The 25,964-nt window shown below is 63.9% G+C and carries 28 protein-coding genes; 9 read left to right on the plus strand and 19 right to left on the minus strand.

Annotated elements, in window-relative coordinates; translation table 11 throughout:
- Positions 1–308 precede the first annotated feature (308 nt).
- Together ACODSP_RS01255 and ACODSP_RS01260 are read right to left on the minus strand one after the other, a co-directional pair.
- Entirely contained in the window at positions 309–1,526 is a 1,218-nt protein-coding gene (locus ACODSP_RS01255; RefSeq protein WP_488963818.1) for an NADP-dependent isocitrate dehydrogenase, read from the minus strand.
- A 160-nt stretch (positions 1,527–1,686) separates the two neighbouring features.
- The gene (locus ACODSP_RS01260) at positions 1,687–2,286 is read right to left on the minus strand and encodes an LOG family protein (RefSeq protein ID WP_488963819.1); all 600 of its coding nucleotides are present in this window, start codon (positions 2,284–2,286) and stop codon (positions 1,687–1,689) included.
- A gap of 250 nt (positions 2,287–2,536) precedes the next feature.
- On the opposite strand from ACODSP_RS01260, the gene ACODSP_RS01265 reads away from it, so the two are divergent.
- The 4 genes from ACODSP_RS01265 (at position 2,537) to ACODSP_RS01280 (ending at position 5,152) form a co-directional block, all read left to right on the plus strand.
- On the plus strand, positions 2,537–3,004 hold the full coding sequence (locus tag ACODSP_RS01265; protein ID WP_488963820.1) for a c-type cytochrome: 468 nt from the start codon (positions 2,537–2,539) through the stop codon (positions 3,002–3,004).
- Between the two features lie 72 nt (positions 3,005–3,076).
- A complete protein-coding gene (locus tag ACODSP_RS01270) occupies positions 3,077–3,730 on the plus strand; it encodes a cytochrome b/b6 domain-containing protein (RefSeq protein ID WP_488963821.1) in 654 nt (217 codons plus the stop codon).
- Positions 3,731–3,784: 54 nt separating this feature from the next.
- Complete coding sequence (locus tag ACODSP_RS01275) at positions 3,785–4,753, plus strand: LysM peptidoglycan-binding domain-containing protein (RefSeq protein WP_488963822.1); 969 nt, start codon at positions 3,785–3,787, stop codon at positions 4,751–4,753.
- A 15-nt stretch (positions 4,754–4,768) separates the two neighbouring features.
- Positions 4,769–5,152: a DUF6157 family protein gene (locus ACODSP_RS01280; RefSeq protein ID WP_488963823.1), complete on the plus strand. Its 384-nt coding sequence runs from the start codon at positions 4,769–4,771 to the stop codon at positions 5,150–5,152.
- A gap of 18 nt (positions 5,153–5,170) precedes the next feature.
- Here ACODSP_RS01280 and ACODSP_RS01285 read toward each other — a convergent pair whose 3' ends face one another.
- From ACODSP_RS01285 to ACODSP_RS01295, 3 genes are all read right to left on the minus strand, one after another.
- Positions 5,171–5,932, minus strand: a complete 762-nt coding sequence (locus ACODSP_RS01285) for a glycosyltransferase family 2 protein (RefSeq protein WP_488963824.1) — start codon at positions 5,930–5,932, stop codon at positions 5,171–5,173.
- Between the two features lie 44 nt (positions 5,933–5,976).
- On the minus strand, positions 5,977–6,735 hold the full coding sequence (locus ACODSP_RS01290; protein WP_488963825.1) for a glycosyltransferase family 10 domain-containing protein: 759 nt from the start codon (positions 6,733–6,735) through the stop codon (positions 5,977–5,979).
- 80 nt (positions 6,736–6,815) lie between these two features.
- Positions 6,816–7,361: a hypothetical protein gene (locus ACODSP_RS01295; protein ID WP_488963826.1), complete on the minus strand. Its 546-nt coding sequence runs from the start codon at positions 7,359–7,361 to the stop codon at positions 6,816–6,818.
- Between the two features lie 191 nt (positions 7,362–7,552).
- Between ACODSP_RS01295 and ACODSP_RS01300 the strand changes: the two genes are divergently transcribed.
- On the plus strand, positions 7,553–8,290 hold the full coding sequence (locus tag ACODSP_RS01300) for a hypothetical protein (protein ID WP_488963827.1): 738 nt from the start codon (positions 7,553–7,555) through the stop codon (positions 8,288–8,290).
- 7 nt (positions 8,291–8,297) lie between these two features.
- On the opposite strand, the gene ACODSP_RS01305 is transcribed toward ACODSP_RS01300, so the two are convergent.
- From ACODSP_RS01305 to ACODSP_RS01345, 9 genes are all read right to left on the minus strand, one after another.
- Positions 8,298–9,158 (minus strand): alpha/beta hydrolase, encoded by an 861-nt coding sequence (locus ACODSP_RS01305; protein ID WP_488963828.1) that lies wholly within the window; start codon positions 9,156–9,158, stop codon positions 8,298–8,300.
- Positions 9,159–9,376: 218 nt separating this feature from the next.
- A complete protein-coding gene (locus ACODSP_RS01310; protein WP_488963829.1) occupies positions 9,377–10,318 on the minus strand; it encodes a DUF481 domain-containing protein in 942 nt (313 codons plus the stop codon).
- Positions 10,319–10,336: 18 nt separating this feature from the next.
- Positions 10,337–10,816, minus strand: a complete 480-nt coding sequence (locus ACODSP_RS01315) for a Dps family protein (RefSeq protein ID WP_102111482.1) — start codon at positions 10,814–10,816, stop codon at positions 10,337–10,339.
- A gap of 241 nt (positions 10,817–11,057) precedes the next feature.
- Positions 11,058–11,678, minus strand: a complete 621-nt coding sequence (locus tag ACODSP_RS01320) for an EF-hand domain-containing protein (protein WP_488963830.1) — start codon at positions 11,676–11,678, stop codon at positions 11,058–11,060.
- 84 nt (positions 11,679–11,762) lie between these two features.
- Positions 11,763–12,521 (minus strand): 5'-methylthioadenosine/adenosylhomocysteine nucleosidase, encoded by a 759-nt coding sequence (locus ACODSP_RS01325; RefSeq protein ID WP_488963831.1) that lies wholly within the window; start codon positions 12,519–12,521, stop codon positions 11,763–11,765.
- Complete coding sequence (locus ACODSP_RS01330; RefSeq protein WP_488963832.1) at positions 12,518–12,931, minus strand: response regulator; 414 nt, start codon at positions 12,929–12,931, stop codon at positions 12,518–12,520. Before ACODSP_RS01330 ends, ACODSP_RS01325 begins: the two co-directional genes overlap by 4 nt.
- A complete protein-coding gene (locus ACODSP_RS01335) occupies positions 12,931–15,594 on the minus strand; it encodes a PAS domain S-box protein (protein WP_488963833.1) in 2,664 nt (887 codons plus the stop codon). Before ACODSP_RS01335 ends, ACODSP_RS01330 begins: the two co-directional genes overlap by 1 nt.
- Positions 15,595–15,654: 60 nt before the next feature.
- Positions 15,655–16,992: a tetratricopeptide repeat protein gene (locus ACODSP_RS01340; RefSeq protein WP_488963834.1), complete on the minus strand. Its 1,338-nt coding sequence runs from the start codon at positions 16,990–16,992 to the stop codon at positions 15,655–15,657.
- Complete coding sequence (locus ACODSP_RS01345) at positions 16,986–17,336, minus strand: hypothetical protein (RefSeq protein WP_488963835.1); 351 nt, start codon at positions 17,334–17,336, stop codon at positions 16,986–16,988. Before ACODSP_RS01345 ends, ACODSP_RS01340 begins: the two co-directional genes overlap by 7 nt.
- A gap of 228 nt (positions 17,337–17,564) precedes the next feature.
- On the opposite strand from ACODSP_RS01345, the gene recA reads away from it, so the two are divergent.
- Together recA and alaS are read left to right on the plus strand one after the other, a co-directional pair.
- Entirely contained in the window at positions 17,565–18,641 is a 1,077-nt protein-coding gene (gene recA / locus ACODSP_RS01350) for a recombinase RecA (RefSeq protein WP_488963836.1), read from the plus strand.
- A gap of 366 nt (positions 18,642–19,007) precedes the next feature.
- Positions 19,008–21,683: an alanine--tRNA ligase gene (gene alaS / locus ACODSP_RS01355; protein WP_488963837.1), complete on the plus strand. Its 2,676-nt coding sequence runs from the start codon at positions 19,008–19,010 to the stop codon at positions 21,681–21,683.
- Positions 21,684–21,790: 107 nt separating this feature from the next.
- Here alaS and ACODSP_RS01360 read toward each other — a convergent pair whose 3' ends face one another.
- Together ACODSP_RS01360 and ACODSP_RS01365 are read right to left on the minus strand one after the other, a co-directional pair.
- Positions 21,791–22,723, minus strand: coding sequence for a ribose-phosphate pyrophosphokinase (locus ACODSP_RS01360; RefSeq protein ID WP_102111473.1), 933 nt, complete (start codon positions 22,721–22,723; stop codon positions 21,791–21,793).
- A gap of 209 nt (positions 22,724–22,932) precedes the next feature.
- The gene (locus ACODSP_RS01365; protein WP_488963838.1) at positions 22,933–23,112 is read right to left on the minus strand and encodes a CsbD family protein; all 180 of its coding nucleotides are present in this window, start codon (positions 23,110–23,112) and stop codon (positions 22,933–22,935) included.
- Between the two features lie 236 nt (positions 23,113–23,348).
- Here ACODSP_RS01365 and ACODSP_RS01370 point away from each other — a divergent pair, with 236 nt between their 5' ends.
- Together ACODSP_RS01370 and ACODSP_RS01375 are read left to right on the plus strand one after the other, a co-directional pair.
- The gene (locus ACODSP_RS01370) at positions 23,349–24,167 is read left to right on the plus strand and encodes a class II glutamine amidotransferase (protein WP_054167278.1); all 819 of its coding nucleotides are present in this window, start codon (positions 23,349–23,351) and stop codon (positions 24,165–24,167) included.
- Positions 24,168–24,177: 10 nt separating this feature from the next.
- Complete coding sequence (locus tag ACODSP_RS01375) at positions 24,178–24,840, plus strand: DUF2987 domain-containing protein (protein ID WP_488963839.1); 663 nt, start codon at positions 24,178–24,180, stop codon at positions 24,838–24,840.
- A gap of 6 nt (positions 24,841–24,846) precedes the next feature.
- Here ACODSP_RS01375 and ACODSP_RS01380 read toward each other — a convergent pair whose 3' ends face one another.
- The 3 genes from ACODSP_RS01380 to ACODSP_RS01390 are packed head-to-tail and all read right to left on the minus strand — an operon-like array spanning position 24,847 to position 25,863.
- Positions 24,847–25,242: a hypothetical protein gene (locus ACODSP_RS01380; RefSeq protein ID WP_488963840.1), complete on the minus strand. Its 396-nt coding sequence runs from the start codon at positions 25,240–25,242 to the stop codon at positions 24,847–24,849.
- Positions 25,243–25,503 carry a hypothetical protein gene (locus ACODSP_RS01385; protein ID WP_488963841.1) on the minus strand — a complete coding sequence of 87 codons (261 nt, stop codon included), beginning with the start codon at positions 25,501–25,503 and terminating at the stop codon, positions 25,243–25,245.
- A 9-nt stretch (positions 25,504–25,512) separates the two neighbouring features.
- Positions 25,513–25,863 carry an ArsR/SmtB family transcription factor gene (locus ACODSP_RS01390; RefSeq protein WP_488963842.1) on the minus strand — a complete coding sequence of 117 codons (351 nt, stop codon included), beginning with the start codon at positions 25,861–25,863 and terminating at the stop codon, positions 25,513–25,515.
- Positions 25,864–25,964: the final 101 nt, after the last annotated feature.

Genomic DNA, 25,964 nt, shown 5'->3' on the forward strand with positions numbered 1-25,964 from the left:
CGGCCCAGTCGGAGTATATCTAATAGCTTTGATTTCGTCATAATTCCCAGTTATCCGTTGTAAAAGTCAGAAAGGTGGCGGAAATGAAGATGTAATCTTACTATCGAGAATGGGCGCCCCGCACAGCTCCCCAGTGCAAACTTCAGTCAGCTTAGCGCGAGCTGAGTTTTGATCGTAAAATTATATCGATGTCACGGCTTTCGCAATATCGATATAGAGGCACTGCTCATAAAAATAGAAAAACCCCGGTCGCGTTTCCGCAACCGGGGGTCGTCGCCATAAACTTGTATGTAGCCGTCAGGCCCGGCTTACTTGGCGCGGGCGGCCTTCAGGTTGTCGTCCAGCTTGGCCAGGAAGTCCTGGGTGGTCAGCCACTTCTGCTCCGGGCCGATCAGGGTGGCCAGGTCCTTGGTCATGTAGCCGCTTTCCACGGTCTCCACGCAGACGCGTTCCAGGGTCTTGGCGAAATCCACCACGTCTGGCGTCTCGTCGAACCGACCGCGATAGGTGAGGCCCTGGGTCCAGGCGAAGATGCTGGCGATCGGGTTGGTGGAGGTGGGCTTGCCCTTCTGATGGTCACGATAGTGACGGGTCACGGTGCCGTGGGCGGCTTCCGCTTCGACCGTCTTGCCATCGGGGGTCATCAGGACGGACGTCATCAGGCCCAGCGAGCCGAAGCCCTGCGCCACCAGATCGGACTGCACGTCGCCATCATAGTTCTTGGCGGCCCACAGGAAGTTGCCCGACCACTTGAGGGCCGAGGCCACCATGTCGTCGATCAGGCGGTGTTCATAGGTGATGCCGGCGGCCTTGAACTTGTCCACGAACTCGGCCTGGAACACTTCCTCGAACAGATCCTTGAAGCGACCGTCATAGGCCTTCAGGATCGTGTTCTTGGTAGACAGATAGACCGGGTAGTTGCGCAGCAGGCCGTAATTCATGCAGGCCCGGGCGAAGCCGCGGATCGATTCGTCCACGTTGTACATGCCCATGGCAACACCCGGCCCGTCGAAATCGAACACGGTGTGGCGGATGTTGCTGGTGCCGTCGGCGCTGGTGAAGGTGATGGACAGGCGGCCTGCACCGGGGATGATGAAGTCCGTGGCCTTGTACTGGTCACCGAAGGCGTGACGACCGATGACGATCGGCTGGGTCCAGCCCGGCACCAGGCGCGGCACGTTCTTGCAGATGATGGGCTCGCGGAACACCGTGCCGCCCAGGATGTTGCGGATCGTGCCGTTGGGCGACTTCCACATCTGCTTCAGATTGAATTCCTTCACCCGGTCTTCGTCCGGGGTGATGGTGGCGCACTTCACGCCCACGCCGTAATGCTTGATGGCCTCGGCGGACTCGATGGTGACCTTGTCGTCCGTGGCGTCGCGATGCTCGACACCCAGATCGTAATATTTCAGGTCCACGTCCAGGTACGGAAGGATCAGGCGGTCCTTGATGAACTGCCAGATCACGCGGGTCATTTCGTCGCCATCAATTTCCACGATCGGATTGACGACTTTGATCTTCGACATGGGGGCGCTCTCCCAGGGGTAAAGGGTACCGGCGGCGATCCAGCGTCCGGCCCGGCGGTGTCAATAAAGCCCATTCACGACAGGGTCGCAACCGGGCCTGCTCGGGTAATTTTCGTTCGGAATGCGGGGCTGGCCTGCGACAAAGGCAAAGCCCGCACCCTCACATGCGATCTGTTTGAACCTTATGCGCCGCCTCCTTCAGGCGGGCAAGCAGATCGACGGCTTCTTCCACACTGTCCACCACGTGGTACAGCCGGTCTTCGGCACCGGGCAGGTTCGGCTTGCGCATGAAGCCCGTCTCGGTCATGTGCTCCATCAGGGCGACCAGCGGGTTCCAGAAGCCGTCGGTATTGATGATGACCACCGGCTTGCCATGCAGGCGCAATTGCCGCCAGGTGATAATCTCGAACATTTCGTCCAGGGTGCCGATGCCGCCGGGCAGAATGATGAAGGCGTCGGATCGCTCCACCATCATCTGCTTGCGGATATGCATGCTCTCCACAACGATCAGTTCGGTCAGGCCGGTATGGTCCACCTCGTACCGCTTGATATGGTCGGGGATGATGCCCACGACCTTGGCGCCACCCTTCAGGCCGGCATCGGCGACGATGCCCATCAGGCCGACGCGCCCGCCGCCATAGACGATGTCGTAACCGTTGGCGGCCAGCAGCGACCCGGTGCGGCGCGCCGCATCCTTATAGCTGTCGGCGACGAAGTCGGAAGAACCGCAATAAACACAGACCGATTTGATGGACGACATGGGTGAACACTTTCCTGACCTGACCGGGCGGCACCCCTGTGGTGCTGCTTGCAAACGGACCTCGACAACGGGCACTCTCCGCCTCGTGCGAAAGGCGTGCGCTGTCGATCCCTTCGGCCCTACACCATCTGTTGACGGGACACAAGCGCACCCCATCTCCAAAGGTGACGTCCTTCATCGGACGGCGCCCCATGTCACCCCCGGCCCGGGCCGTCTCTGGCGCCCCTGGCGATCTGATGGAGGATTTCGAGTGATCAAGTATCGTTTCGGCGCGCTTGCCGCCGGTATTATCGCTGCGGCCAGCCTGACCGGCTTCGTGGTCACCGCCCAGGCCCAGGACCCGACGGCTGTGATCGACGCCCGTAAGGCCGAGTTGAAGAAGGCTGGCGGGGCCGTGAAGGCCATCGGCGGGTTCCTGAAGGACGGCACCGGCACCGTGGCCGACGTGCAGGCCGCCGCCGCCACCATCGAGGCCGCTTCCAAGGCCTTCCCGAACTGGTGGCCGGCGGGCACCGCCGTGGGCGTGGGCAAGAGCGAGGCGAAGCCCGAAATCTGGACCAAGATGGACGATTTCAAGGCCAAGGCCGCCGCTTTCCAGACAGAGGCCGCTGCCCTGGTGAAGGTCTCTGCCGGTGGCGACAAGGCCGCCATCGGTGCGCAGTTCGGCAAGACGGTGGGCACCTGCAAGACCTGCCACGAGTCTTATCGCGCCGACTGATAATGTCCGGCCCGGCCCCTGTTCAGGATCGAACAGGGGCCGGTTCCCGCCCCTGCCGTGGGAGATCGGCTTATGCGTAAAATATTGGTCTGGGACCTGCCGACGCGGCTGTTCCACTGGCTGTTGGTTCTGTGTATTGCCGGCGCCTGGATCACGGGCGAGCGTGAAGCCTATGATTGGCACATGCGCTTCGGCTATGCCGTGCTGGCCCTGGTGCTGTTCCGCCTCATCTGGGGGCTGGTGGGCAGCGAGACGGCGCGGTTTGCCAGTTTCGTGCGCGGGCCTGCCGCCATCCGCCATCATATTGATGAACTGCGCCGGCCGGGTCGGCTGGCCCCGCATGCCGGCCATAATGCGCTGGGTGCGCTGGCCGTTCTGGGCCTGCTGCTGCTGGTCGCGCTGCAGGCGGGATCGGGCCTGTTCACCAGTGACGGGGTGCTGACCGACGGGCCGCTGGTGGAGCATGTCAGCGGCTCCTTCGCGGCCCTGGCCCGCACCATCCATTTGAAGAATTTCGATCTGCTGCTGATCCTGATCGGGCTGCATGTCGCGGCCATCCTGGCCTATGCCCTGTTCAAGCGGCTGGATCTGGTGCGGCCCATGCTGACGGGGCGGGCAGCACTGCCGGGGAACATTCCGGCCCCCCGGATCGTTTCCCTTGTCCGCGCCATCCTTGTCGCGGCAATATCGGCATCTGCCATCTGGGCGCTGGTCCGCTACGCCTGACCCGCCGCTGCCGCGCCCTTTCCCGTTCCGGGGCACAAGAAAGGTTTTCCGCCTGTGAACCGCAAGCTTCTGATCCCCATCGCCGTTCTGGCCGTCGCCATTGTTGGCATCGCCGCGTGGCAGCTTCAGGCACCGGGCACAGGCGGATCATCAAAGCCATCGGCGCAGGCCCCGGCAGCGAAGAAGGCCAGCCTGCCGGCCTTTGACGTGGTGCGGGTGGAGCCGACGGGAACCGCCGTGATCGCGGGTCGTGCCGTGCCGGGGACCAAGGTGAATATCCTGGACGGGGACAAGCTGCTAGGCACCGTCACCGCCGATGCGCGCGGCGAATGGGTGTTCCTGCCGCCCGATGCGCTGCTGCCTGGTGCCCGCGAACTACGCCTGGAACAGATGGCCGGCGACGGCACCGTGACCAAGGGGGAGGCGACGGTGGTGCTGGCCGTGCCGGAACGCGACCGCGATCTGGCGGGCCGCAGGGGCGACGGCGATGCCCTGGCGGTGCTGTCCGGCAAGGATGGCAGCCGGGTTCTGCAGGCCCCGCGCAGCCTGTCGCAGGGCGGCGCCCCCCGTCCGGCGGGGGAGGTCACCATCGACACCGTCGATTATGACCGCGGCGGCAAGGTCAGCGTCGGCGGGCAGGCAAAGCCCGGTACCGAAGTGATGCTGTACCTCCAGAACTCCCTGGTTGGTCGCGCCAAGGTGGGCGATGACGGACGCTGGTCCATCACGCCGGACCGCGTGTTCGACGATGGTCAATATAGCCTGCGCATCGATCAGGTCGGTCCCGACAGCAAGGTGATCAGCCGGGCCGAGGTGAATTTCAGCAAGTTGCCCATCCCCGAACAGGCCCTGGCCGGACGTGCCGTGGTGGTGGTGCCGGGCAACAATCTCTGGGCCATCGCGCGCCGGTCGTATGGCGAGGGCATCCGCTACACGGTGATTTTCGAGGCCAACCAGGGCCAGATCCGCGACCCCGACCTGATCTATCCGGGCCAGATTTTTCTGGTGCCGGATGGGAAGTGACCGGGAGTTGGGCGTATGCACAGCACCAACTACACCAACACCCTGATCACGGTTTCCGCCGACTGCCCGGTCGCGGTCGGCACCCCGCCGGCCAAGCCGGGCACCGTGGCCGACCGCCAATACGCCCTGCTGCGCGCCGCCCCCTACGCAATGACCTCCGACGAACTGCTGCTGGCCGTGGAGTGCGACCGCAAGGGGCCGGTGACGGCGGAAAGCTTCTTCGCCAAGCCCCAGGCCTGCCTGCGCGCCTCACCGCTGGTCAAGAAGCAAGGCTATGGCCTGCATCATAACGCGGCGGGCCGCGTGGCCCTGGTGCCGGTGGAAAGCCCCGACTATGCGCGGTTGCTGGCTGATGCGACGGTCGTCAAGCGTCCGGGTATGCGGAGTGCGCGGGGATAGAGGTGGCCGGGGCGGCTGTCAGCCGTCCCGCAGATAAAGGCCCGTGCGCCGCCGCATGATCAGCAGCTCATCCGCTGACAGGGATTTCAACCAATCCTGGGTTTTGTACCAGTCTACCGGCCCCTTCGCACCGGGCGGAGGCTCCTCATTCAGGTCACGGTAGCAGGACGCAAACATGCAGGTGTAATTGACCGTGCGTGCCTCGGTAAGGGCGAAGTTCATCTTCTCCGACTTGCAGTAATAATAGAAAAGCTGATCACCATGCTGCGACATTTCCTGGGGCATGATGCACCAGCGGCCAATCGTGTAATATGACGGGGGCAGGAAGAAGTAACAGTTTGTGTCCGTCGTCTCGCCGATCGGCTTGTCGGGCGGGGTCAGGTTCATCCAGCTGCCATCCGGGCGGACATAACGGCGTTGGGCAAGGACGATATCCGGCTTGTTTTCGCCGCCGGCTGCGGCGGCGGCGGCAGCCAGACAGACCTCGATATGATCCAGATCGTACCAGTTGTCGGCATCCAGGAAGGTAATGGCATCATATTTTTCCGCCACGGCCATCAGGGCGCCGATGCCACGGGCCGTATTGCCGTAATCGGCATGGGAGCGGTCCAGCTTGATGTGTCGCACCGGTTCACCGTCCAGCCAGTCCTGCGAATGGCCATCAGCCACAACGATATGGTCGGCCGGCACCGTCTGATTCCGCACGCTCACCAGGCAGCGCTCGATGATTTCCCGGTCTTCCTTGTAATAGGGCGTGACCACGCAATAGCGCTTAGACATCCTTGCAAGACCTTTCCTGGCAGTCACCGGGTCAGCGGGCGCGACTAATATCCCGATGCATCCATGATGGCTTTACGAAGCGCAACCTGAAAATCGGCATATTTGCGGGATCGCTTCGCATTCTCGCCGATAATGGCGGCCCGGTTCCAATAGTCGTTAATGGTTAGGCGGTTGACAATATCGATGATGGACCCGCCCGGTGGTACCAGGATCATCCCATCGGTATCAAAATAATCGGCAATATTGGGGCAGCCCATATAGATCGGAACCGTATAGGTCATCAGACAATCGACGAGCTTTTCCGTGAAATAGTTGGTATCGAATGAGTTCTCGATGGCGATATGGAACATCGAATTGAACAGGCTGTTCTTGCTGTCATCGGGTAGCAGCGGCAGTTCCATCTGCGTCTGTGTGGCGAACATGCGCCCCTTGAAGACGCGCAGGGGAACGGTGGCCCGCTGCATCTCCTGCACGACCTTGATCCGTTCCTGATAACCGGGCCGCGTCTCGCGCAAGGCGCCAAGGCTGAACAGGAAGCTGACGGAGAAGTCCTTGGCGGGCGGCATCTTCGTGGCCCACAGAGAGCCGAACGGTCGGATGATGCAGTTCGGGAAGATGCCATAGCGCGGGTCGGCGGCGATGATCAGATCGAAGAAATGATAGATGGATTTCAGGTCATCTACGGAGATCAGGCTTTCCACCGGCTCCGTATAGATCATCAGCACCTTGTAATTGCCGTTCTCCTCCATTCGCCGCGGCTGGCACCAATGGATTTCGCAGGCGAATGGCAGGCTGATATGCATCCATTCACAACCAAACGTCTCGGCGAGCATCATTCACCCCGACCCTGGCTAAATCGATCTTCTGGTGGCGGGATGGCTGCTCATTGTGCCTGGACCCAGGTTGGGGGCAGGGCGACCAGGACGTTCCGGCTGATATGATCATCCAGAACCCGGAACTGGTAATCCGCATCAATATCCAGCACTGCATTCAGGATATCGGTCATCAGCGCCGCACTCTGCCGCAATCCGCCCACCATGATGATCGGCCGGATCAAATTGTCCTGAAACCAGCGCCGGATAACGCCGATTTCGGTGATAATGGGACGGACGGCATCCGACACATGTTCACCGTCGGGGTAGCTGTCGAGGAGGAAGGTCACGCGCTTGTGCTGCATCGTTGCGCATAACTGCTCAAGACCAGCAACAGAATGACCGCAATAGAGGGTGATGTTGGGATTGCGCGGGTGACGCTGTATCTCCGCCGCGATTTTCCCATGGCCTTGATGATACAACGTTTCCGAAATCTCGATGCCGTGGATTTCGGGATAGCCGGCACGAATAGCCTTCAAGATATTGCTGCCGGAACCAACGCCTGTTTCAACAAAGACGTCGTTTAGATATTCGCCAAGATCGAATTTTATAGACACGCGCAGGCCCCGATTGGATGGCGATACAATTTCTGGAAACTTTCCAACGTGAAACTTATACTATCCACGCTACGCCAATCGGCCAGGGCAAGAAAGCACAGAATGCGTATCACGGCATGGCCCGATTACCGGGTGGGAATGGCCCTGGTTGCCCGGTGCGGGTGTGTGGGTATGATCAATGGGGCGCTGGCATGACCAACATATTGGCGACGTCCTGTTCGTCTGCTTTCTTTGATTCCTGCCTGACCCTGATTGCCAGCATCCAGCAGACGAGCGATGCGACGGTGGATCGCATCCTTGTGTACGATCTGGGTCTGGAAGAGGACGAGGCGCGGTATCTGAACGCCTGCCACAAGGTGGATGTGGTGCAGTTCCCGGACTGGGTCGCGCGCATTTATCCAGGCTACCTTTTCCCCAAGCAATATGCCTGGAAGCCCTTCGCCATCAAGGAAGCGGGGTCTTATGGCGACCGGGTTTTCTATCTGGATTCCGGGGCGATGGCGCTGAAGGACCTGAAAATCGTCTATGACAGGATTGAAGAGAACGACATTTTCCTGGTTGGCGACCGGCATGTGAACAAGGATTGGACGCACGATATGTGCTTTCACATCATGGACGCCACGGAGGAGGAAAGGAACGGCCTGCAAATCTGCGCGGGCCTGCAGGGGTACAAGCGCGGGGGGCGGTACCAGCGCTATATCAACGACGCCTTCACCTATTCCTGTATCAAGAGTGCGGTATTCGGCGACCGTGCCAATCACCGCCATGACCAGAGCATCTATTCGGTTCTGGCACAGCGCTATGCGGCCCCGCGTGAGGATATCCATATCTTCGGTGAATGGCGGGGGATCATGTCACCCGATCAGGTGATCTTTGTGCACCGGCGCGGCTACCGTCCTGCTGACCGGGTGATCCGCATGAAGGGCTGACGCCGCTTTACGGTCGGACGATCAGGGCCCGGCCGCCCGACGGTGCCTCATGATCCAGGGTGGGCTTGGGTCTGCTGGCACCTTCCAGGAAGGATAGCAGCACCTCATCCCCCCCTTCTTTCAGCAGGTCTTCCGGCTTGGTACCGGACGGGCGGAATGTCCGGGGGGCGGCATTGATCAGCCGGTCCAGCCGCTGACCCAATTCCATGGGCACGCCGATATCGGCGCCGGCATGCAGCAGCAGGACCGGTGCCTGCACCTGCGGCAGGGCTGGAGCAATCTCAAACCGGTGGCGGAGTAGCGCGCGCAGCGGCAGCAGGGGAAAGCGGCGGGACAACAGGTCGGCAAGGCTGGGGAAGGGGGCCTCCAACACCAGCCGGGCAACCGCCCGTTCTGCGGCCAGGGTGGCGGCCAGGAAGGCGCCCGTCTCCTCCCCATAGAGGATCAGGCGGCCACCGGAAATGCCCTGACCTACCAGATGGTCGGCCCAGGTGCGGGCATCGCTCATCCATCCGGCCTCTCCTCCCTGCCCCGGATTGCCGGCCTGTCCGCGCAGGCCCGCCAGCAGCACGCCGAAGCCGGCATCGGCCAGCAGCCGTGCCAGGGGGGCGTGCGCGCCCGGATGGCGGCGGCGGCCATTCAGGATCAGGACCGTCGGCTTCGTGAACCCGTCCGCCGGGCGGTGCCAGCCCTCCAGCGACAGGCCATCCGCATTCTGTACCCAGACCGTTCGGAAATCCGCGAGGCCGGCATCGGCCAGGACCAGGGGGCGCGGGTCGGGCCGCAGCAGCAATTTTTCCTGCCCCTGCCGGAACCAGACGGCATAGGCGATCCAGATCAGCAGGAGGAGCAGGAGGGATGTCAGCATGGGCGCTGCCTGGCTGTGGTTCGGTTGGAGTTTGTCTGGTTCGGGTTATGCCCCCCACCCGTCATCCCCTTGATGAGCGGGGACCCAGCGAGAGCGGCGATAGCCGCGACATGACTCATATCGGCGCCAACCGCGCCTTAACGCTGGGTCCCCGCTTTCGCGGGGATGACGGTGGAAGGGGCGAGACATCCCGTTTCCATCCAACTCAAACTACCCCCTCAGAAACTATAGACCAGCGTCGCCCGGCTCAACGTGTCCGTTGCCTTGCGGTCGTCGGGCGCATCGGTTTCATGGCGAAGCGTGAAGGCAACGCGGGCGGAGAACAGGGCGTTGATGCGCGCCGTCAGGCTGCTTGTCGCCTCAACCGTGGTGTTCTTCGCACCGATCAGCGTCTTCACGCCTTGTGCGAACTTGGCGTTGCTGGACAGTTCCTGGGTGAAGTCGGCGGCGGCGCGGAAGACAAACTCATGCTGTTCGCCCGCCTCGCCCGGCGTGTCCACGATGAAGGTGTGGCGGGCACCAGGGCCCCCTTCCACCGACAGGCGCGTTCCATCACCGTCCAGCACCACATAACCGGCACCGACCGTTTCAGTCAGGCGGTGGCGGTAGCCGGCGAAGGTGTCGCGTTCCCAGCCGAATTCACCGGCGGCATAGAAACGGGGGCTGATGAAGTAATTGGCTTCATAGGCCGCTTCGAACCGCTCCTTGGAATTCTGTCCGTCGGCGCGTTGCAGGTCGGCACCCGCCGTGACCTCGTGCCGCCACTTCACCGTCTCCTTCAACAGGTCGACGCGCAGGGACAGGGTGCGGTCATCGCTGTTGCCCGTGGATAGGGCGGCACCCGCCTCCGCCTCGCCCGACCAGCCGGCCAGGATGTTGGAGGCCGCTTGCCGCTTCACGGCACGGTCCGCCTCCTTCTTGTCCCGGCGCAGGGAGCCGGCCAGGGCGGCGATGGGTTCCGCCTGATCGGGAAAGGCATCCCGCGCCAGGGATTCGGCAAGGTCCAGTGCGGCCGCGTCCCGGCCTGCCGCCTGCCGCAGCATCGCCTCCACACCGGCAGGCAGGGCATCCTGGGAATAGGCAGCCGGGGAGAGGGCCACCGTTAAAAGGCCTGAAAAGGCCAGCGCCGCGAGATGCGGCGCCGTCTTGAACATACCCATTTGTCGTTCGGTCTCCGACTATTCCAGCAGGGAGCGCAGCATCCAGGCGGTCTTCTCATGGATCTGCATACGCTGGGTCAGAAGGTCGGCCGACGGTTCATCCCCGGCATCGTCCACGATGGGGAAGATGGACCGGGCGGTGCGGGCGACGGTCTCATGCCCCTCCACCAACTGGCGGATCATGTCCTGGGCCTTGGGCACGCCGGTTTCTTCGGCCACACTGGTCAGCTTGGCAAACTGGCTGTAGCTGCCGGGGGCATGGAAGCCCAGGGCGCGGATACGTTCGGCGATGTCGTCAACAGCCGTGTGCAGTTCGGTATACTGCGCCATGAACATGGTATGCAGCGTGTTGAACATCGGGCCGGTGACGTTCCAATGGAAATTGTGGGTCTTCAGATACAGCGTGTAGCTGTCGGCCAGAAGCCGGGAAAGACCGTCCGCGATCTTGGCGCGGTTATCATCGGAAATGCCGATATTGATGGCGGGTGCGCTGGCCATATCCTTTGCCTCTTCCTCGTGTCGTCGCCAGATCAGATAGTCAGTCTGACGGCAAAGCCAAGGGGATGCAAGGAGAGGATCGTCCTATAACCACTTGAAAAATATGGGGGAGGCCGGAAGGCCGCAGAAGGCGTACAGCACTCCCCCAAAGGTTCAAGGGGATATCATCCCCCTGTATGGGCCGGCTGAAGGCATGCGAATTCCCAGCCGGACCAAACCGTCACCGATCTCAGCGGGCCGTTCAGGCGGCCTGCTTCGTCGTTGAACTGCTGGAACTGTTCTTCTGCGAATAGCTGCTGATGGCGCTCTGCAGCTGGCTGATCAGGGTGCTGATCGCGTCATCATCGCTGCTGGTGGAACTGTCAGACGACGACAGAAGGCTGGCGATATCGCTGCCGGTGCCCGTGCTGCCCGTCGCGGACGCTTCCTCACCATTCCCGCCCGGCGGCGGACCCGGCGGCGGGCCACCCGCACCGCCGGGGCCACCCGGACCACCCGGACCACCCGGCGGCGGGCCGGGCGGACGGCTGCCGGTCGTGCCACCGGCTTCCTCTTGCGCTGCCAGCAGGGCACCCTTGGTGTCCGCCCGCATGCTCTGGAACGCGGTTTCCATCTCCGTCTGGGTCAGGGAACCGTCGCCGTCGCTATCCATGCGGGAGAACATCTCCTCCGCGCTGGGGCGGTTGCCGCCGCTGCGGCCCGCCTTGTCGGCATCCTTCGGCCCGGCTGACTGGAATTCTTCCAGCGACAATCCGCCGGATTTGTCGGTGTCGGCGGCCTCGAACCGCTCCTGCGCCCGCTGCTGGCGGCTGACGCTCGCGGCGGCGTAGGTGCTGCTGCTACTGATGCTGCTGATACTCATGGGATTGCTCCTTGACGGGTTTTGCCGGACCCATCCCTTGAACGGGCGGATACGGCGAACCCTGTCGGCAATCCCTGCTGATTTTTACAGGACACCTGCCAGACGCCGCACAATGCCGGCGGCGTTGTGGGCGGCATTGCGGGCGAAGGTCGGGAAATCCAGGTGGCTGTCACTGCCGGCCAAGTCCGACAGGGCGCGCACCACCACCAGCGGAACCGCGAACCGCGCCGCCACCTGCGCCAGGGCGGCGCCCTCCATCTCCACGGCCTGGGCCTGGAACCGTGCATGCAGGTCCTGGCGGGTTGCCGCGCAATTCAGGAAATGATCCCCCGTCAGGACGGTGCCGAAACGCCATGTCGGCGCGCGCACCGCCCCCGGCATGGGCGTTAGGGTGATGCCGTCCAGGGCCTGCGCGATCCGCACTGCCATGCCATCGGCCAGCGGATAGCCATGGGCATCGTCAAAGCCGGGCAGGGGCGGCACGCCGGGCTGGTACGGCCTCAACCATCCGTCCGACAAGGCGCCGTAATCATGCTGGATCAACCGGTCGGCGATCACCACATCGCCCACCGCCAGCGCGGGATCCAGCCCGCCGGCCACGCCGGAGAACAGCAGGCCATTCACCCTGAACCGGTGCAGCAGCAGGGTTCCCACGATGGCCGCGTTCACCTTACCGATCCCGGCCTCCACCAGCACCACCGCCCGCCCGTCCAGCCGGCCCCTGGTGAAGGTGAAGCCCGCGATCTCCTCCTGCTCCACCCCGCTGAAATGCCCGGCCAGGGCCGCCGTTTCCTCCGGGATGGCGCAGATCAGGCCCAGTTGCGTCTCGTCCTTGCGCGTCATTTGGGCCGACCATTCTTCATCAGGGTACGGATGCGCACCTCCAGCTGGGCGGCGCTGTAGGGTTTGACGATGAAGGCATCCACGCCCTGGGCGCGGGCGGCCAGCACATGGTCCTTGGTGCCGTGGCCCGTCTCCATGATGAAGGGCAGGTTGGGGCGCAAGTTGCGCACGGCGGCCAGCAGATCCATGCCGTTCATGCGCGGCATGGCCCAGTCGCAGATGATGATGTCGACGCCGTTCAGGTCGCGGTGCAGCACATCCAGCGCCTCTGCCCCGTCATTGGCCATCAGCACCTCGCGCACGCCCATCTGTTTCAGAACATCGGCGATCCAGACGCGGGTCTGCTGCTGATCCTCCACGACAAGGATGCGCAGCGACTTGATCGGGTCCTCCGGCATGTACATGCGCATCAGGATTGTCTCCGGTTGGCCAGGGCATCCGCCACGGCCCGGCACAGGGTCTCAGGCTCGATGGGTTTGTAAAGCACGGGAATGCCGGCTGGTAAATCCTCCACCTCGACATGGCCCCGGCCCGGATAGCCCGTCATGAACAGAACCACGACCGACGGGTCCAGTTCCGTGACCAGATGCGCCAGCCGCACACCGCCCAGCGCGGGCATGACCAGATCGGTCAGCAGCAGGTCCACACCCCCCTCCTCAAACCGTTCCAGCGCCTCCACCCCGTCGGCGGCGCGGCGTACCGCATGCCCGTCCTGTTCCAGGAAGCCCGACACCAGGGTCAGCAGTTCCGGCTCATCCTCCGCCACCAGGATGGTGGCGGGCTTGGCACCCGTGCTGCCGGTGCGCGCGGGAACCGCCGGAGTGGCGGCCATGGCCGGGGCGGGGGACAGGGGCAGCCACAGGGAAAAGCAGGTGCCGCGCCCCGGCTGGCTGTCCACCAGGATGGCGCCACCGGCCTGCTTTACGGTGCCATAGACCATGGCAAGGCCCAGCCCCGTCCCCTGGCCCGGCGGCTTGGTCGTGAAGAACGGGTCGAAGATGCGGTCCAGCAGGTCCGGCGGCATGCCGGTCCCCCGGTCGGTGACCGACAGGATGGCATAATGGCCGGGGGCCAGGCCGGCGGGCGGGGTCGCCCCCTCGCCGGCACTGCCCAGCTTGACCGACAGCGGGCCGCCGCCGGGCATGGCGTCGCGGGCATTGATAGCGAGGTTCAGCAGGGCCTGGGCTGCCATGTCGGGGTCGATGGCGACCCAGACCGGATCATCCGGCACCGCCAGCGACAGATCGATGGTGGCGCCCAGCAGCGGTTTCAGCAGGAATTCCTGCCCGCGCAGCACGGAACCCAGGTCGATCACCTCCGTCCGCGCCACCTTCTGGCGGGAAAAGGTCAGCAATTCACGGGTCAGGGCGGCGGCCCGGTCCACCCCCTGGCCGATCTTGGCAAGATATCCCGCCTGCGCCGCTTCCTTGGGCACGCCCTGCTTGGCCATGCTGGCATAGCCGCCGATGACCGACAGGATATTGTTGAAATCATGCGCGATACCGCCCGCCAGCTGCCCCAGCGCCTCCATCTTCTGGGCCTGGAGAAGCTGGCTTTCCAGCTTCTTCTGCTCCGTCACATCGGCGAACAGAACGACAAAGCCGCCGCCCGGCATGGGGAAGTGGCGTACCTGCAGCCAGGTGCCGTTGGGCCGCTGGCGTTCACCGAAATGGATGCCGTCGCGGCGGATACGGTCATAATCGGCAAGGCTTTCCTCCACCGTCTCGCCCGGATATTCCCCTTGCTGGGCCAGCAGCAGGACAAGATCGCGGTCCTTCAGCCCGGGCGCCATGAAGCCGGGCGGAATGTCCAGCAGCTCCGACACCATGCGGTTGGCCACCAGCAGATGGCCGTCAGCGTCATAGACCTCGATGCCGATCCCGACATTGTCCATCATGCTGTCCAGGATGCGCGTCTTCTCCCAAATCTCGCGCTCGGCCTGCCGCCGGTCGGTAATGTCGCGCAGATAGGCGGTGTAGCGCTTGCCCGGCCCCAAAGGCACCGCTGTAATGGCCAGTTCGATGGGGATGATGGTGCCGTCCCGGCGCAGGGCCTCGGTCTCCACACGCCGGCCCAGCATGGTGCCGCCGCCGCCGGTTTTCAGCCGCGTCAGGCCATGATCATGCCCCTCGCGATGGATGGGCGGCACGATCATCTCGCTCATCCGCCGGCCCAATGCCTCGGCCCGCTGCCAGCCGAAGGTACGCTCGGCGGCGGGGTTGAATTCCAGGATATGGCCGTCCTCGTCAATGGAGACGATGCAATCCAGGGCCGTATCCAGGATCGACCGGGCCCGCGCCTCGCTTTCCCGCAGGCGCAGGCTGGACGCGGCCTCATGCGTGACATCACGGAACAGGCACATGACCAGCCGTTCGCCCCCGCCCTGGAACGGCACCGCCGACAGTTCGGCGGTGATGTCCCGCCCGTCGATGCAGCGCAGGTCCATGCGCATCTGGTGCAGCGGCTCACCCCCCACCACCCGGCGCAGCAGCATTTCGGCCAGTGGCCGCGTCTCCTCCGTTACGACATCCAATATGTGAAAACCGGCGGCATCCGCGTCGGCCCCGATACCCAGAATCAGGCGGCCCGCGCGGTTGATGAAGCGCCCGCGCCCCGCCGCGTCATGCACCGCGATCCCGTCGGGCGACAGATCCACCAACTGGCGATAGCGCTGTTCGCTGTCGCGTAGCTGCTGCTCCCCGCGCTTTAACTCCGTGATGTCGGTGCGCACGCACAGGGTGCCGCCCTGGGGCAGACGCCGGTCATGGACCCGAATCCAACGCCCGTCCGACAGCAGGAATTCACCCGGCTGGCCGGCGGGATTGCGGAAAGCCCACATGCGCTCGGCGACATATTCTTCCAGGTCGCGGTCCTGGGCGTGCAGATTGTCGCCCGCCGCGATGCCATGGCGCAGCAGATCCTCGAACGCTGTTCCCGCCACCATGCGTGCCGCCGTCACGGGGAACAGCGCCTTGAAGGCGGGATTGGCGACCACCAGCCTTTCCTGCGCATCGAACAGGGCCACGCCGTCGGTCAGCATGTCGAAGGCGGTGGTCAGGCTGTCCAGGTCCAAGCGCGTCTCCGGCGGCGGGGGCGTCAATACCCATGATGGTGCCGCGCCATGCCGCCAGGATCAAGCCGGCAGCGCCAGCTCAATGCGCGACAGCAATCCAGCCCAGTCGCCGCAGCGCTGCTGCCGGAACAGCCGCATGGAGGGGTACCATCCTGTCTTCGTCCCCTGGTCCAGCCAGCGCCAGTCCGTATCGGTGGCGATCAGGGTCCAGGTGGGCCGGCCCATGGCGCCGGCCAGATGGGCCAGGGCGCTGTCGGGCGTGATCAGCAGGTCCAGATGCGGCAGGATCGCCGCCGTGTCGGCCCAGCCCGTGATCCCCGCGCCCAGATCGGTGACGTGGCCGGGCAGGGGGGTGTCCGCCATTTCCTCCCGCCCGCTGGCCACCTGCAGCGCGTGCCAATCGGCGTTGGCGCGCGACAGCAGCGGTAGCAGGTTGGACAGGCCGGGCGAGCGCCAGAAATCACCGGGATGGGCAGGATTGCCGGCCCAGCTGAAGCCGATGCGCATGCGGCCCTGCCGGCGGGGCATTGCGTCCGCCCAGCGGGCCGACAGGGCCGCATCGACACTGATATAGGGTCCGTCCCAGGGGATTGTGGCCGGGGTCAGGCCCAGGATGCCGGGCAGGTCCAGCAAGGGCACCTGCATGTCGACCGGCGGCAGGTCCTGACCGCGCGCCACGACAGTGCCGTGGCGCCCATCGGCGAACAGGGGCGTCAGCGCCGCCGGCACCTCCAGCACCAGTTCCGCCCCGGCATCGATCAGCGGGCGCACCAGCCGCGCGCACATGATGGTATCGCCGGCCCCCTGTTCATCCCAGACCAGCAGCCGCCGGCCCTTTATATCCTGACCCTGCCAGGGCGCGATCTGCCGGTGCCGGGGTGGGCGGGCGGATACGGACCAGCGGTGATGATATTCGCGGAACCCCTCGTCCCAGCGGCCCAGCCGCAGCAAGGCCAGGGCGCGGCCCAGTTTCGCCGATGGGTCGTCCGGTGTGATCGACAGGCAGCGCTCGAACGCCGCCAGGGCGCCTGCCGCATCGCCCGTCACCCGCCGCCACAGGCCGGTATCGCGCCAGACATAGGCGTGATGGGCACCCTGTTCCTGCGCCACGGCCAGATGCGTTCCGGCATCGGCCTCCCGCCCCGTATGCAGCAGCAGATTGGCCAGCGCGCAACGCGCGGGCACCAGCCGGGGCGCCACCGCCACCGCGCGCAGCAGCAGGGCCTCGGCCCGCTCCACCCGCCCGGCGCGGCGCGCGGCATCCCCCAGGGTCAGCAGGGCGACCACATGGTCGGGATCGGTATCCAGAACCTGTTGCCACAGCGTCAGGGCCGCCGCCCCGTCTCCCCGGTCCGCCGCCTTTTCCGCCGCCTGGACCAGGTCTGTCACGCTCACCATTGTTTCTCCGTCAGGGTCGGCTTGCCCTGTACCGTGCTGCTGGTCGCCTCCGGCATGCGGACCAGACGGTCGCTGCGGATGACGGGAAGGGGATCGGGATCATAGATGGCTTTCAGGCGGCGGTATTCCTCATAATGGAATTCCTGCTGTTCCTGAAAATCCGGTTCCCCGTTGCGCCGGCCCGTGACGATCACTTCCTGTTCCATCGGCGGGCTGCCAGGGGGCGGGCTGTCGGGTTTCTTGGCCTGCGCCGGCGGATTGGCATTCTGGGCCCCTGCCGGGGGGCAGAACAGTGCCAGCAGGACCAGACAGAATAGCCCGCGATTCCCGTTCTTGATGATCATGATGCGCACCGGTGGACGGCCATGAAGGAGACCATCATACGGGATTCCCTGCCGTTTCGCATCTGAACTTTGTTCATATTTGTCGACTGCCCCGTCCTCTCTCCGGAAACGGGATGGTAAAAAGCGAACATAGTGAGAACATTCGTGCTTGGCGAATGAGAACAAAGAATGTACAACAGGTGCAGTTGAACGGGCATGCACATCCGTGCGAGAAGGAAGGGGACAATAATGTCGGCAGCTCCACTCCGTCTGGTTGAAACACCCATGGACAAACAAAAAGCTCTGGATGCGGCTCTTGGCCAGATCGAACGCGCGTTCGGCAAGGGCTCCATCATGAAGCTCGGCGCCAAAGAGGCATTGACGGAGACGGAGGTGGTTTCCACCGGCTCCCTCGGCCTCGACATCGCGCTGGGCATCGGCGGCCTTCCCCGGGGCCGTATCATCGAAATCTACGGGCCGGAAAGCTCGGGCAAGACGACGCTCGCCCTGCACGCCATCGCCCAGGCGCAGAAGAATGGCGGTGTCTGCGCCTTCGTCGATGCCGAACACGCGCTCGACCCCTCCTATGCCCGCAAGCTGGGCGTGGATGTGGATGAGTTGCTGATCTCGCAGCCCGACGCCGGTGAACAGGCGCTGGAAATCGTCGACACGCTGGTGCGCTCCGGCGCCATCGACGTGCTGGTGGTGGACTCGGTGGCAGCCTTGGTGCCGCGCGCCGAACTGGAAGGCGAAATGGGCGACAGCCATGTCGGCCTGCACGCCCGCCTCATGAGCCAGGCGCTGCGCAAGCTGACCAGCTCCATCTCCAAGTCGCGCTGTCTGGTGATCTTCATCAACCAGATTCGTCTGAAGATCGGCGTGATGTTCGGTAACCCGGAAACCACGACGGGCGGCAACGCGCTGAAATTCTACGCTTCCGTCCGTCTGGATATCCGCCGCATCGGCGCCATCAAGGACCGGGAGACGGTGACCGGCAACCAGACCCGCGTGAAGGTGGTGAAGAACAAGATGGCGCCGCCCTTCCGCGTCGTCGAATTCGACATCATGTATGGCGAGGGCGTGTCCAAGGTCGGCGAACTGCTCGACCTGGGCATTCAGGCCGGCGTGGTGGACAAGTCGGGTTCCTGGTTCTCCTATGACGGGCAGCGCATTGGTCAGGGCCGTGAAAACGCCAAGACCTTCCTGCGCAACAACCAGCCCGTGGCCGACAGCATCGAACAGAAGATCCGCGCCAATGCCGGCATCGTGGCGGGCGCCATGATGGGCACCCCGGAAACCGACGGGGACGCGGCCACCCCGGAGTGATCCTGCATCGCATGGCAATGCACGTTCAGTAGGGGAGGCGGGAAACCGCCTCCCTTTTGCTTTTCGGGGCTGTTGAGATTCACTGGGGCTTGAGAAAATCGGCCTCCCCGGCCTTCGCCGGGGGCAATCTAAGAATTACAATGGGTTAAGAAAACCACGCCCTGAATCTCGACACACCCTAATCCCTTTTAGAACCTGCGCTGCGTGAAACGCCCCCCTATTTTCCGTTCCACAATGTTTCACATGGACGATTTATACCCCCAAACATGACCCCCATGGGCAGGCGGGCATGGACAGGGCGGCACTGGCCACGGTAAAACCCACACCCCATATTGTCGCGACCCACACCGCTGTCAGGCCGTTCCCATGTCAAAGAAGACCGTCAACGAAATCCGTTCCACCTTCCTTGATTATTTCGGGAAGAACGGCCACGCCATTGTCGACAGCTCGCCGCTGGTCCCGCGCAATGACCCGACGCTGATGTTCACGAATGCCGGCATGGTGCAGTTCAAGAACGTCTTCACGGGCCAGGAACCGCGCCCCTATAACCGCGCTACGACCTCGCAGAAATGCGTGCGCGCGGGTGGCAAGCATAACGACCTGGACAATGTCGGCTTCACGGCGCGCCATCACACCTTCTTTGAAATGCTGGGGAACTTCTCCTTCGGTGACTATTTCAAGGCCGACGCGATCGAGATGGCCTGGAACCTGATCACCAAGGAATTTGGTATCTCCCCGCATAAGCTGACGACCACTGTCTTCCACAATGATGACGAGGCGTTTGACCTGTGGAAGAAGATCGCCGGCCTGCCGGATGACCGCATCATCCGCATCCCGACGTCCGACAATTTCTGGATGATGGGCGATACCGGCCCCTGCGGCCCCTGCTCGGAAATCTTTTACGATCATGGCGACAAGATCGCCGGCGGCCCGCCGGGCAGCCCGGATCAGGATGGCGACCGCTTCATCGAGATCTGGAATCTCGTGTTCATGCAGTATGAGCAGCTGCCATCCAAGGATGGCGGGTATGAGCGCGTGCCCCTGCCCAAGCCCTCCATCGATACCGGCATGGGCATGGAGCGTCTGGCCGCCGTCATGCAGGGCGTTCACGACAATTACGATATCGACCTGTTCCAGGGCCTGCTGGAGGCCTCGGCGGAGGCGACGGGCGCGTCGTTGAAGGGGCCGCAGGCCACCTCCCACCGCGTCATCGCCGACCATCTGCGCTCCTGCTCCTTCCTCATCGCCGATGGCGTCATGCCTTCGAACGAGGGGCGTGGGTATGTTCTGCGCCGCATCATGCGCCGTGCCATGCGTCATGCCCACATGCTGGGTGCTAAGGACCCGGTGATGCACCGTCTGGTGCCGGCCCTGGTGCGGGAGATGGGTGGCCATTATGCCGAACTGGTCCGCGCCCAGGCCCTGATCACCGAAACGCTGCGCCTGGAAGAAACCCGCTTCAAGCAGACGCTGGACCGTGGTCTGAAGCTGTTGGACGAGGCGGAGGCACCGCTGGCCGAAGGTCAGGCGCTGCCCGGCAATGTCGCCTTCACGCTCTATGACACCTACGGCTTCCCGCTGGACCTGACCCAGGACGTGCTGCGTACCCGCAACCGTCCTGTGGATGTAGATGGCTTCAACGCCGCCATGGACGAACAGCGCAAGAAGGCGCGTGCCGCCTGGGCCGGCTCGGGCGAGGCCGCGACGGAGCGCGTCTGGTTTGAACTGAAGGATGAGGTCGGGGCGACCGAGTTCCTGGGCTATGACACCGAGGCCGCCGAGGGCGCGGTGACCGCCATCCTGGATAAGGAAGGCAACCGCGTCACCAGCGCCCCCGAGGGGGCCGAAATCCTGGTCATCGTCAACCAGACCCCGTTCTATGGCGAAAGCGGCGGTCAGGTCGGCGATGCCGGCTTCATGATCTCCGCCAAGGGTGCGGAAGTCACCGTCCGCGATGTGCAGAAGAAGCTGGGCGCGGTCTTCGCCCATGTCGGCACCGTCACCAAGGGCACCCTGGCCGTTGGCGATGCGGTCGAACTGAAGGTCGATGGTACCCGCCGTGGCGCCATCCGCGCCAACCACAGTGCCACCCACCTGCTGCATGAGGCGCTGCGCCGCCGTCTGGGTGACCATGTCACGCAGAAGGGCTCGCTGGTTTCCGCCGACCGTCTGCGTTTCGACATTTCCCAGCCGACGCCCTTGGTCGCCAATGACGTGGCCGATGTCGAGGCGGCGGTGAATGCCCGCATCCGTGGCAATAGCGAGGTTACCACCCGCCTGATGACCCCCGACGCCGCCATCGCCGTCGGCGCCATGGCCCTGTTCGGGGAAAAGTATGGCGAGGAGGTGCGCGTTGTCTCCATGGGCGGCGTGGACGAGGCCGGGAACAAGGAATTCTCCGTCGAACTGTGCGGTGGCACCCATGTCCGCCGCACCGGCGATATCGGCCTGTTCAAGATCGTGTCCGAAGGGGCCGTCGCCGCCGGCATCCGCCGTATCGAGGCGCTGACCGGTGCCGGCGCGCTGGCCTATCTGGAGCAGCAGGAAGGCCGTCTGCTGGATACCGCCCAGGCGCTGAAGGTGCCGGCGGGTGAGGTGGTGGCCAAGGTCACCAGCCTGCTGGACGAACGCCGCAAGATGGAAAAGGAACTGGCTGATCTGCGCCGTCAGGTGGCGCTGGGCGGCGGTGGCTCCGGCGGGGCGGCAGAGGTCAAGCAGATCAATGGACTGGGCTTCATCGGTCGCGTCGTTGCCGACCTGCCGGCCAAGGATTTGAAGCCCTTTGCCGATGAGTTGAAGAAGCAGGTGGGCACCGGTGTCGTCGTCGCCATCGCGGTGGCCGACGGCAAGGCGTCGGTCGTGGTTGGCGTCACCGAGGATGCGGTGGCCAAGGCCAGCGCCGTCGATCTGGTCCGCGTCGCGGCGGCGGCGATGGGCGGCAAGGGTGGCGGTGGCCGTCCCGACATGGCCCAGGCCGGCGGCCCCGACGGCGACAAGGCGGCGGAGGCCATTGCGGCGGTGGAAGCGGCACTGGCGGGTTAAGAAAGGGCGATGGCGGCGGAAATCCCAAAGTTTTCCGCCGCCTTATCCCAGAAACAAAAACGGCGCCGGGGATACCGGCGCCGTTTTTGTTTTGATCGGGTCAGGGATCAAACGAACAGGCTGGACACCGAACGCTCGTTGCTGATGCGGTCGATGGCGTCGGCCATCAGGCGGGCGATGGAGCGCTGACGGATGTTGGTGGCCTGCTTCACGGCGTCGGTCGCCACGATGCTGTCGGTGATCACCAGCTCATCCAGCGGCGAAGCGCTGACGCGGGCAACGGCACCACCGGACAGGACGCCGTGGGTGACATAGGCGCGCACAGAGGTGGCGCCACGGGCCTTCAATGCCTCGGCGGCGTTGCAGAGCGTGCCGGCGCTGTCCACGATATCGTCGATCAGGATGCAGTCGCGGCCCGACACGTCACCGATGACATTCATCACCTCCGACACGCCGGCGCGTTCACGCCGCTTGTCGATGATGGCCAAGTCGGCCTCCAGACGGCTGGCGATGGCGCGGGCGCGGACCACGCCGCCCACGTCGGGCGACACGACCATCAGCTTGCCATTGCCGACATGTTCCTGGATGTCTTTGGTGAATTCACCACCGGCCACCAGATTATCGACGGGGATGTCGAAGAAGCCCTGAATCTGACCGGCATGCAGGTCCATGGTCAGCACGCGGTTGGCGCCGGCCGTGGTGATCAGGTTGGCCACCAGCTTGGCCGAAATTGGCGTGCGGGGGCCGGTCTTGCGATCCTGACGGGCATAGCCGTAATAGGGGATCACGGCGGTGATGCGGCGGGCCGAACCCCGGCGCAGCGCGTCGATGATGACCAGCAATTCCATCAGATGGTCATTTGCCGGCTTCGACGTCGACTGGATCACGAACACATCCTCGCCGCGGACATTCTCGTTGATCTCAACGAAAATCTCATTATCGGCGAAGCGGCGGATCGATGCCTTGGTCAGCGGGACCTCAAGGCAGGTCGAAATGGCTTCAGCCAGCGGCTGATTGCTGTTACCGGCGATCAGCTTCATGGTCGTGCTGCCCGTCTTTGGTGGAAAACCAGGGGTGAGCGGTGCCACCCCAAGGGGCGACACCGAACCTTCACAAAGGCGGGCGCACCATAACGCCGGCCCCCCTGCCTGTAAACGCCGCGACCGTTGCAGCCTACAACGGTGTGACAGGCGGCCACGACATGGGCGAGGGGGACCGGGACAGGAAAAACGGGTATTGGGGCAGGGGATCAGCGGGTGGCGTCGCGCACCGCATCCTTCAGATGGCCCTTCACCTGCTGGGCCTTGCCCTTGGCCTGATCGGCGCGGCCTTCCAGCTCCAGGACCGGATCGTCGGTGGCTTTGCCGATCCCCTTCTTTACCGCACCCTTGGCTTCGTTCAGCTTGCCCTTAATGGTATCGGTGTTCATGGAATTCTCCTTGGATCTTTCCGAGCCACCCGATCAGGCGGCTCCGATGCAAAGAACAGCGGGGAGCGGGTTTGGTTGCGGATGGCCCTTGAAAGGTCACAGGCGGGGGGTATTTCGAACGATGTTCAAAATGCCATGGCTTTGCCCTTGTTCCGCCATGGGGGACTGATTTAACAGTAGACAGGCCGTGGTTCGGGGCCCGATCTGTTCGCCGGACCTATATTAAGGTGGTTTCGATGTGCCGTTGGCTGGCCTATGCCGGTATTCCCATCGCAATGGACACGCTGCTGTTCCAGCCCTGCAATTCGCTGATCCGGCAGTCGCTGTCGGCCCAACGCAGCGTGGCGCCCACCAATGGCGACGGATTCGGCCTTGGCTGGTACGGGGATCTGACCAAGCCTGGGCTTTACCGTGATACGATGCCGGCCTGGTCGGATGCCAATCTGCGCTCGCTGGCCGAACAGATCCGCTCGCCCCTGTTCTTTGCGCATGTGCGGGCGTCGACGGGTACGGCCACGTCGCGGCTGAACTGTCACCCGTTCCGTTATGGCGACTGGCTGTTCATGCATAATGGGCAGATCGGCGGCTGGCCGCTGGTGCGTCAGGATGTGGAGGGCATGATCCGCAAGGACCTGTACCGCCACCGCGAGGGATCGACCGACAGCGAGGCCTTCTTCTACCTGGCGCTGGGCAATGGCCTGATGGAAGACCCGGCCAGCGCCTTTGCCCTGACGGTTGCACAGATCGTGGGCAAGATGCGCCGCGAAGGGGTGACGGAACCGTTCCGCATGACCGCGGCCTGTACCGATGGCAAGCGGCTTTATGCGGTACGCTGGTCCTGCGATGGCCGCTCACCCAGCCTGTTCTGGACCCAGGGCCATGTCGATGGCTGCCGCGACGGGCGCGTCTGTCTGGAGGATGGCACCGACTCCGTCATGGTCCTGTCCGAACCGCTGGACGAGGATGCCAGCCACTGGAACGAGGTGGCCGAGGGGTCCTTCCTGGTGGCCGAAGGCAGCCGTGTCACCGTCAGTCCCTTCCAACCGCTGGGGTGAGGTCAAAACTATGCGTCTGTTCCTGACCACCGTCCTGGTTCTGTCGCTGGCTGTGCCGATGGCTTTGGCCGCGCCCGGCACGCATACGGTGCCGTACAAGCAATTCCATGACGAGATGGTCAAGTTCTATGGCCAGGGGCACGACCGTCTGGCCCTGCGCCTGTCGGTGCAGCCGGCCAGTGACAAGCAGCCGCTGGATGCCCCCGTCACCATGGTGGTGACGGCACCGGAGGGGCGGGTGGACCTGCCCGTCGATGCCGACAATGCCGTGGATATCCCGTTCCGCTCCGATTGGGTGCAGGCCGGCGCCACGGTCACCATCAATCAAGCCGCCGCCACCTATAATATGAAGGCCCAGATCGGCATGAAGGTGACGCCGGGCACGACCCGCATCGCCTATGCCGACGTGAAGGCGGCCTTTGATCAGTTCGACAAGCTGATCGAGAAGGAGGCGGGGATGGTGTCGTTCCTGGCCCCGTCGGCCAAGACGCTGCGCCTGTTCTGCGGCAAGGATTGCACGGTGACGCTGGAGGGTACCAAGGGGCCGCGCATGTTGAAGGCCGATGACCGGGGCCGGGTGAATGTGCCCAATGACAAGGGGCTGGTGAAGGAGAACCCTGTGCTGGTGGTCAGCCGGCCCGTGGCTTATACGGTGCTGACCACGAAGGGGTAGGGTGGGTTACGAAGGCGTTCCCCTCACATAAACCCGCCAGACATAATCCCACGGCACAACGGCGATGACGATCATCACTAGGCCGATGGCGAAGATGTTGGCGGCCAGGGCGTCGTCAATGGTGTCGTTCTGCCACGCCGGATAGGCGACGCGGGCCAGCCAGATCAGTTTCCAGGCGATCTCCCAGAACATCAGCGGCAGCATACGCAGCGGGTGGCGCAGGCCCAGCAGGGCCAGGGCCGACATGGCGGCCAGCATGGTGACCATCACGCCTTCGGTGAAGGTCCAGCTTTGGGTCGGATCGATGATCTGTGACCAGTTCAGGTAACCGGCCCCCAGCGCCATGATCAGATAAACGGCGCGCAGAAGGTGCAGCCGCCAAGTCGCGATACCGTCGATCATTTATTCCACCTGTTTCAGGATTTTTTCGACATTGGCCAGCGTGGTGCGGGCGGCGGTCAGGTCGGCGCGCAGCGCGTTGATGATGCCGGTCTGTTCCTCCAGCGCCATCACCGCCCGTTCGGCCAGCGCGCGATAGGCGCCGTCTTCGGCCATCTTGGCCTTGGCCTGCACGGTCTTGCTGACCATCGTCATGGCAACGATCGACACGACCCCCACCACCATCCAGAAAATCGCATAGAGAAAGGTATCATCCGCCATCATTATCCCCTGTCAGTCCCCTGTGGCGCTGTGCGCCGAAAGCCCCGCCGCCACTTGACGCAGGCTGTCCGCCGTCAGGTCCAGGTGGAAGGGGGCCAGTTGCAAATAGTTCAAGGCCTTGCCGTCGTCCGACAGCTCCAGCCGCGATGTCACCAGCCCCGCCTCCATCAGCTTCTGCACATGCAGATGCAGCAAAGGCCGGCTGATGCCCAGATCGCGCGCCAGCTGGCTGATATAATGCCGGTCGCCGCCCGCCAACCGTGCGACGATGCGCAGACGGTGGGGATTGGCCAGCGCCGACAGGGCCGCCAGGACCTGTTCCCCATCGCACGCCGTTCCGGCTATCTGAAGTTCGTATTTCATGTGTAAGAAAATACTGACAGGTGAAAGGAAGAGTCAATAGGTATTTGCGGTCCGTCGCTTGTCGCGTTTGGTCCGGTTCTGACAGGGGGCAGCCTTGCGGA

This window comes from Niveispirillum sp. FG156, assembly GCF_057809555.1.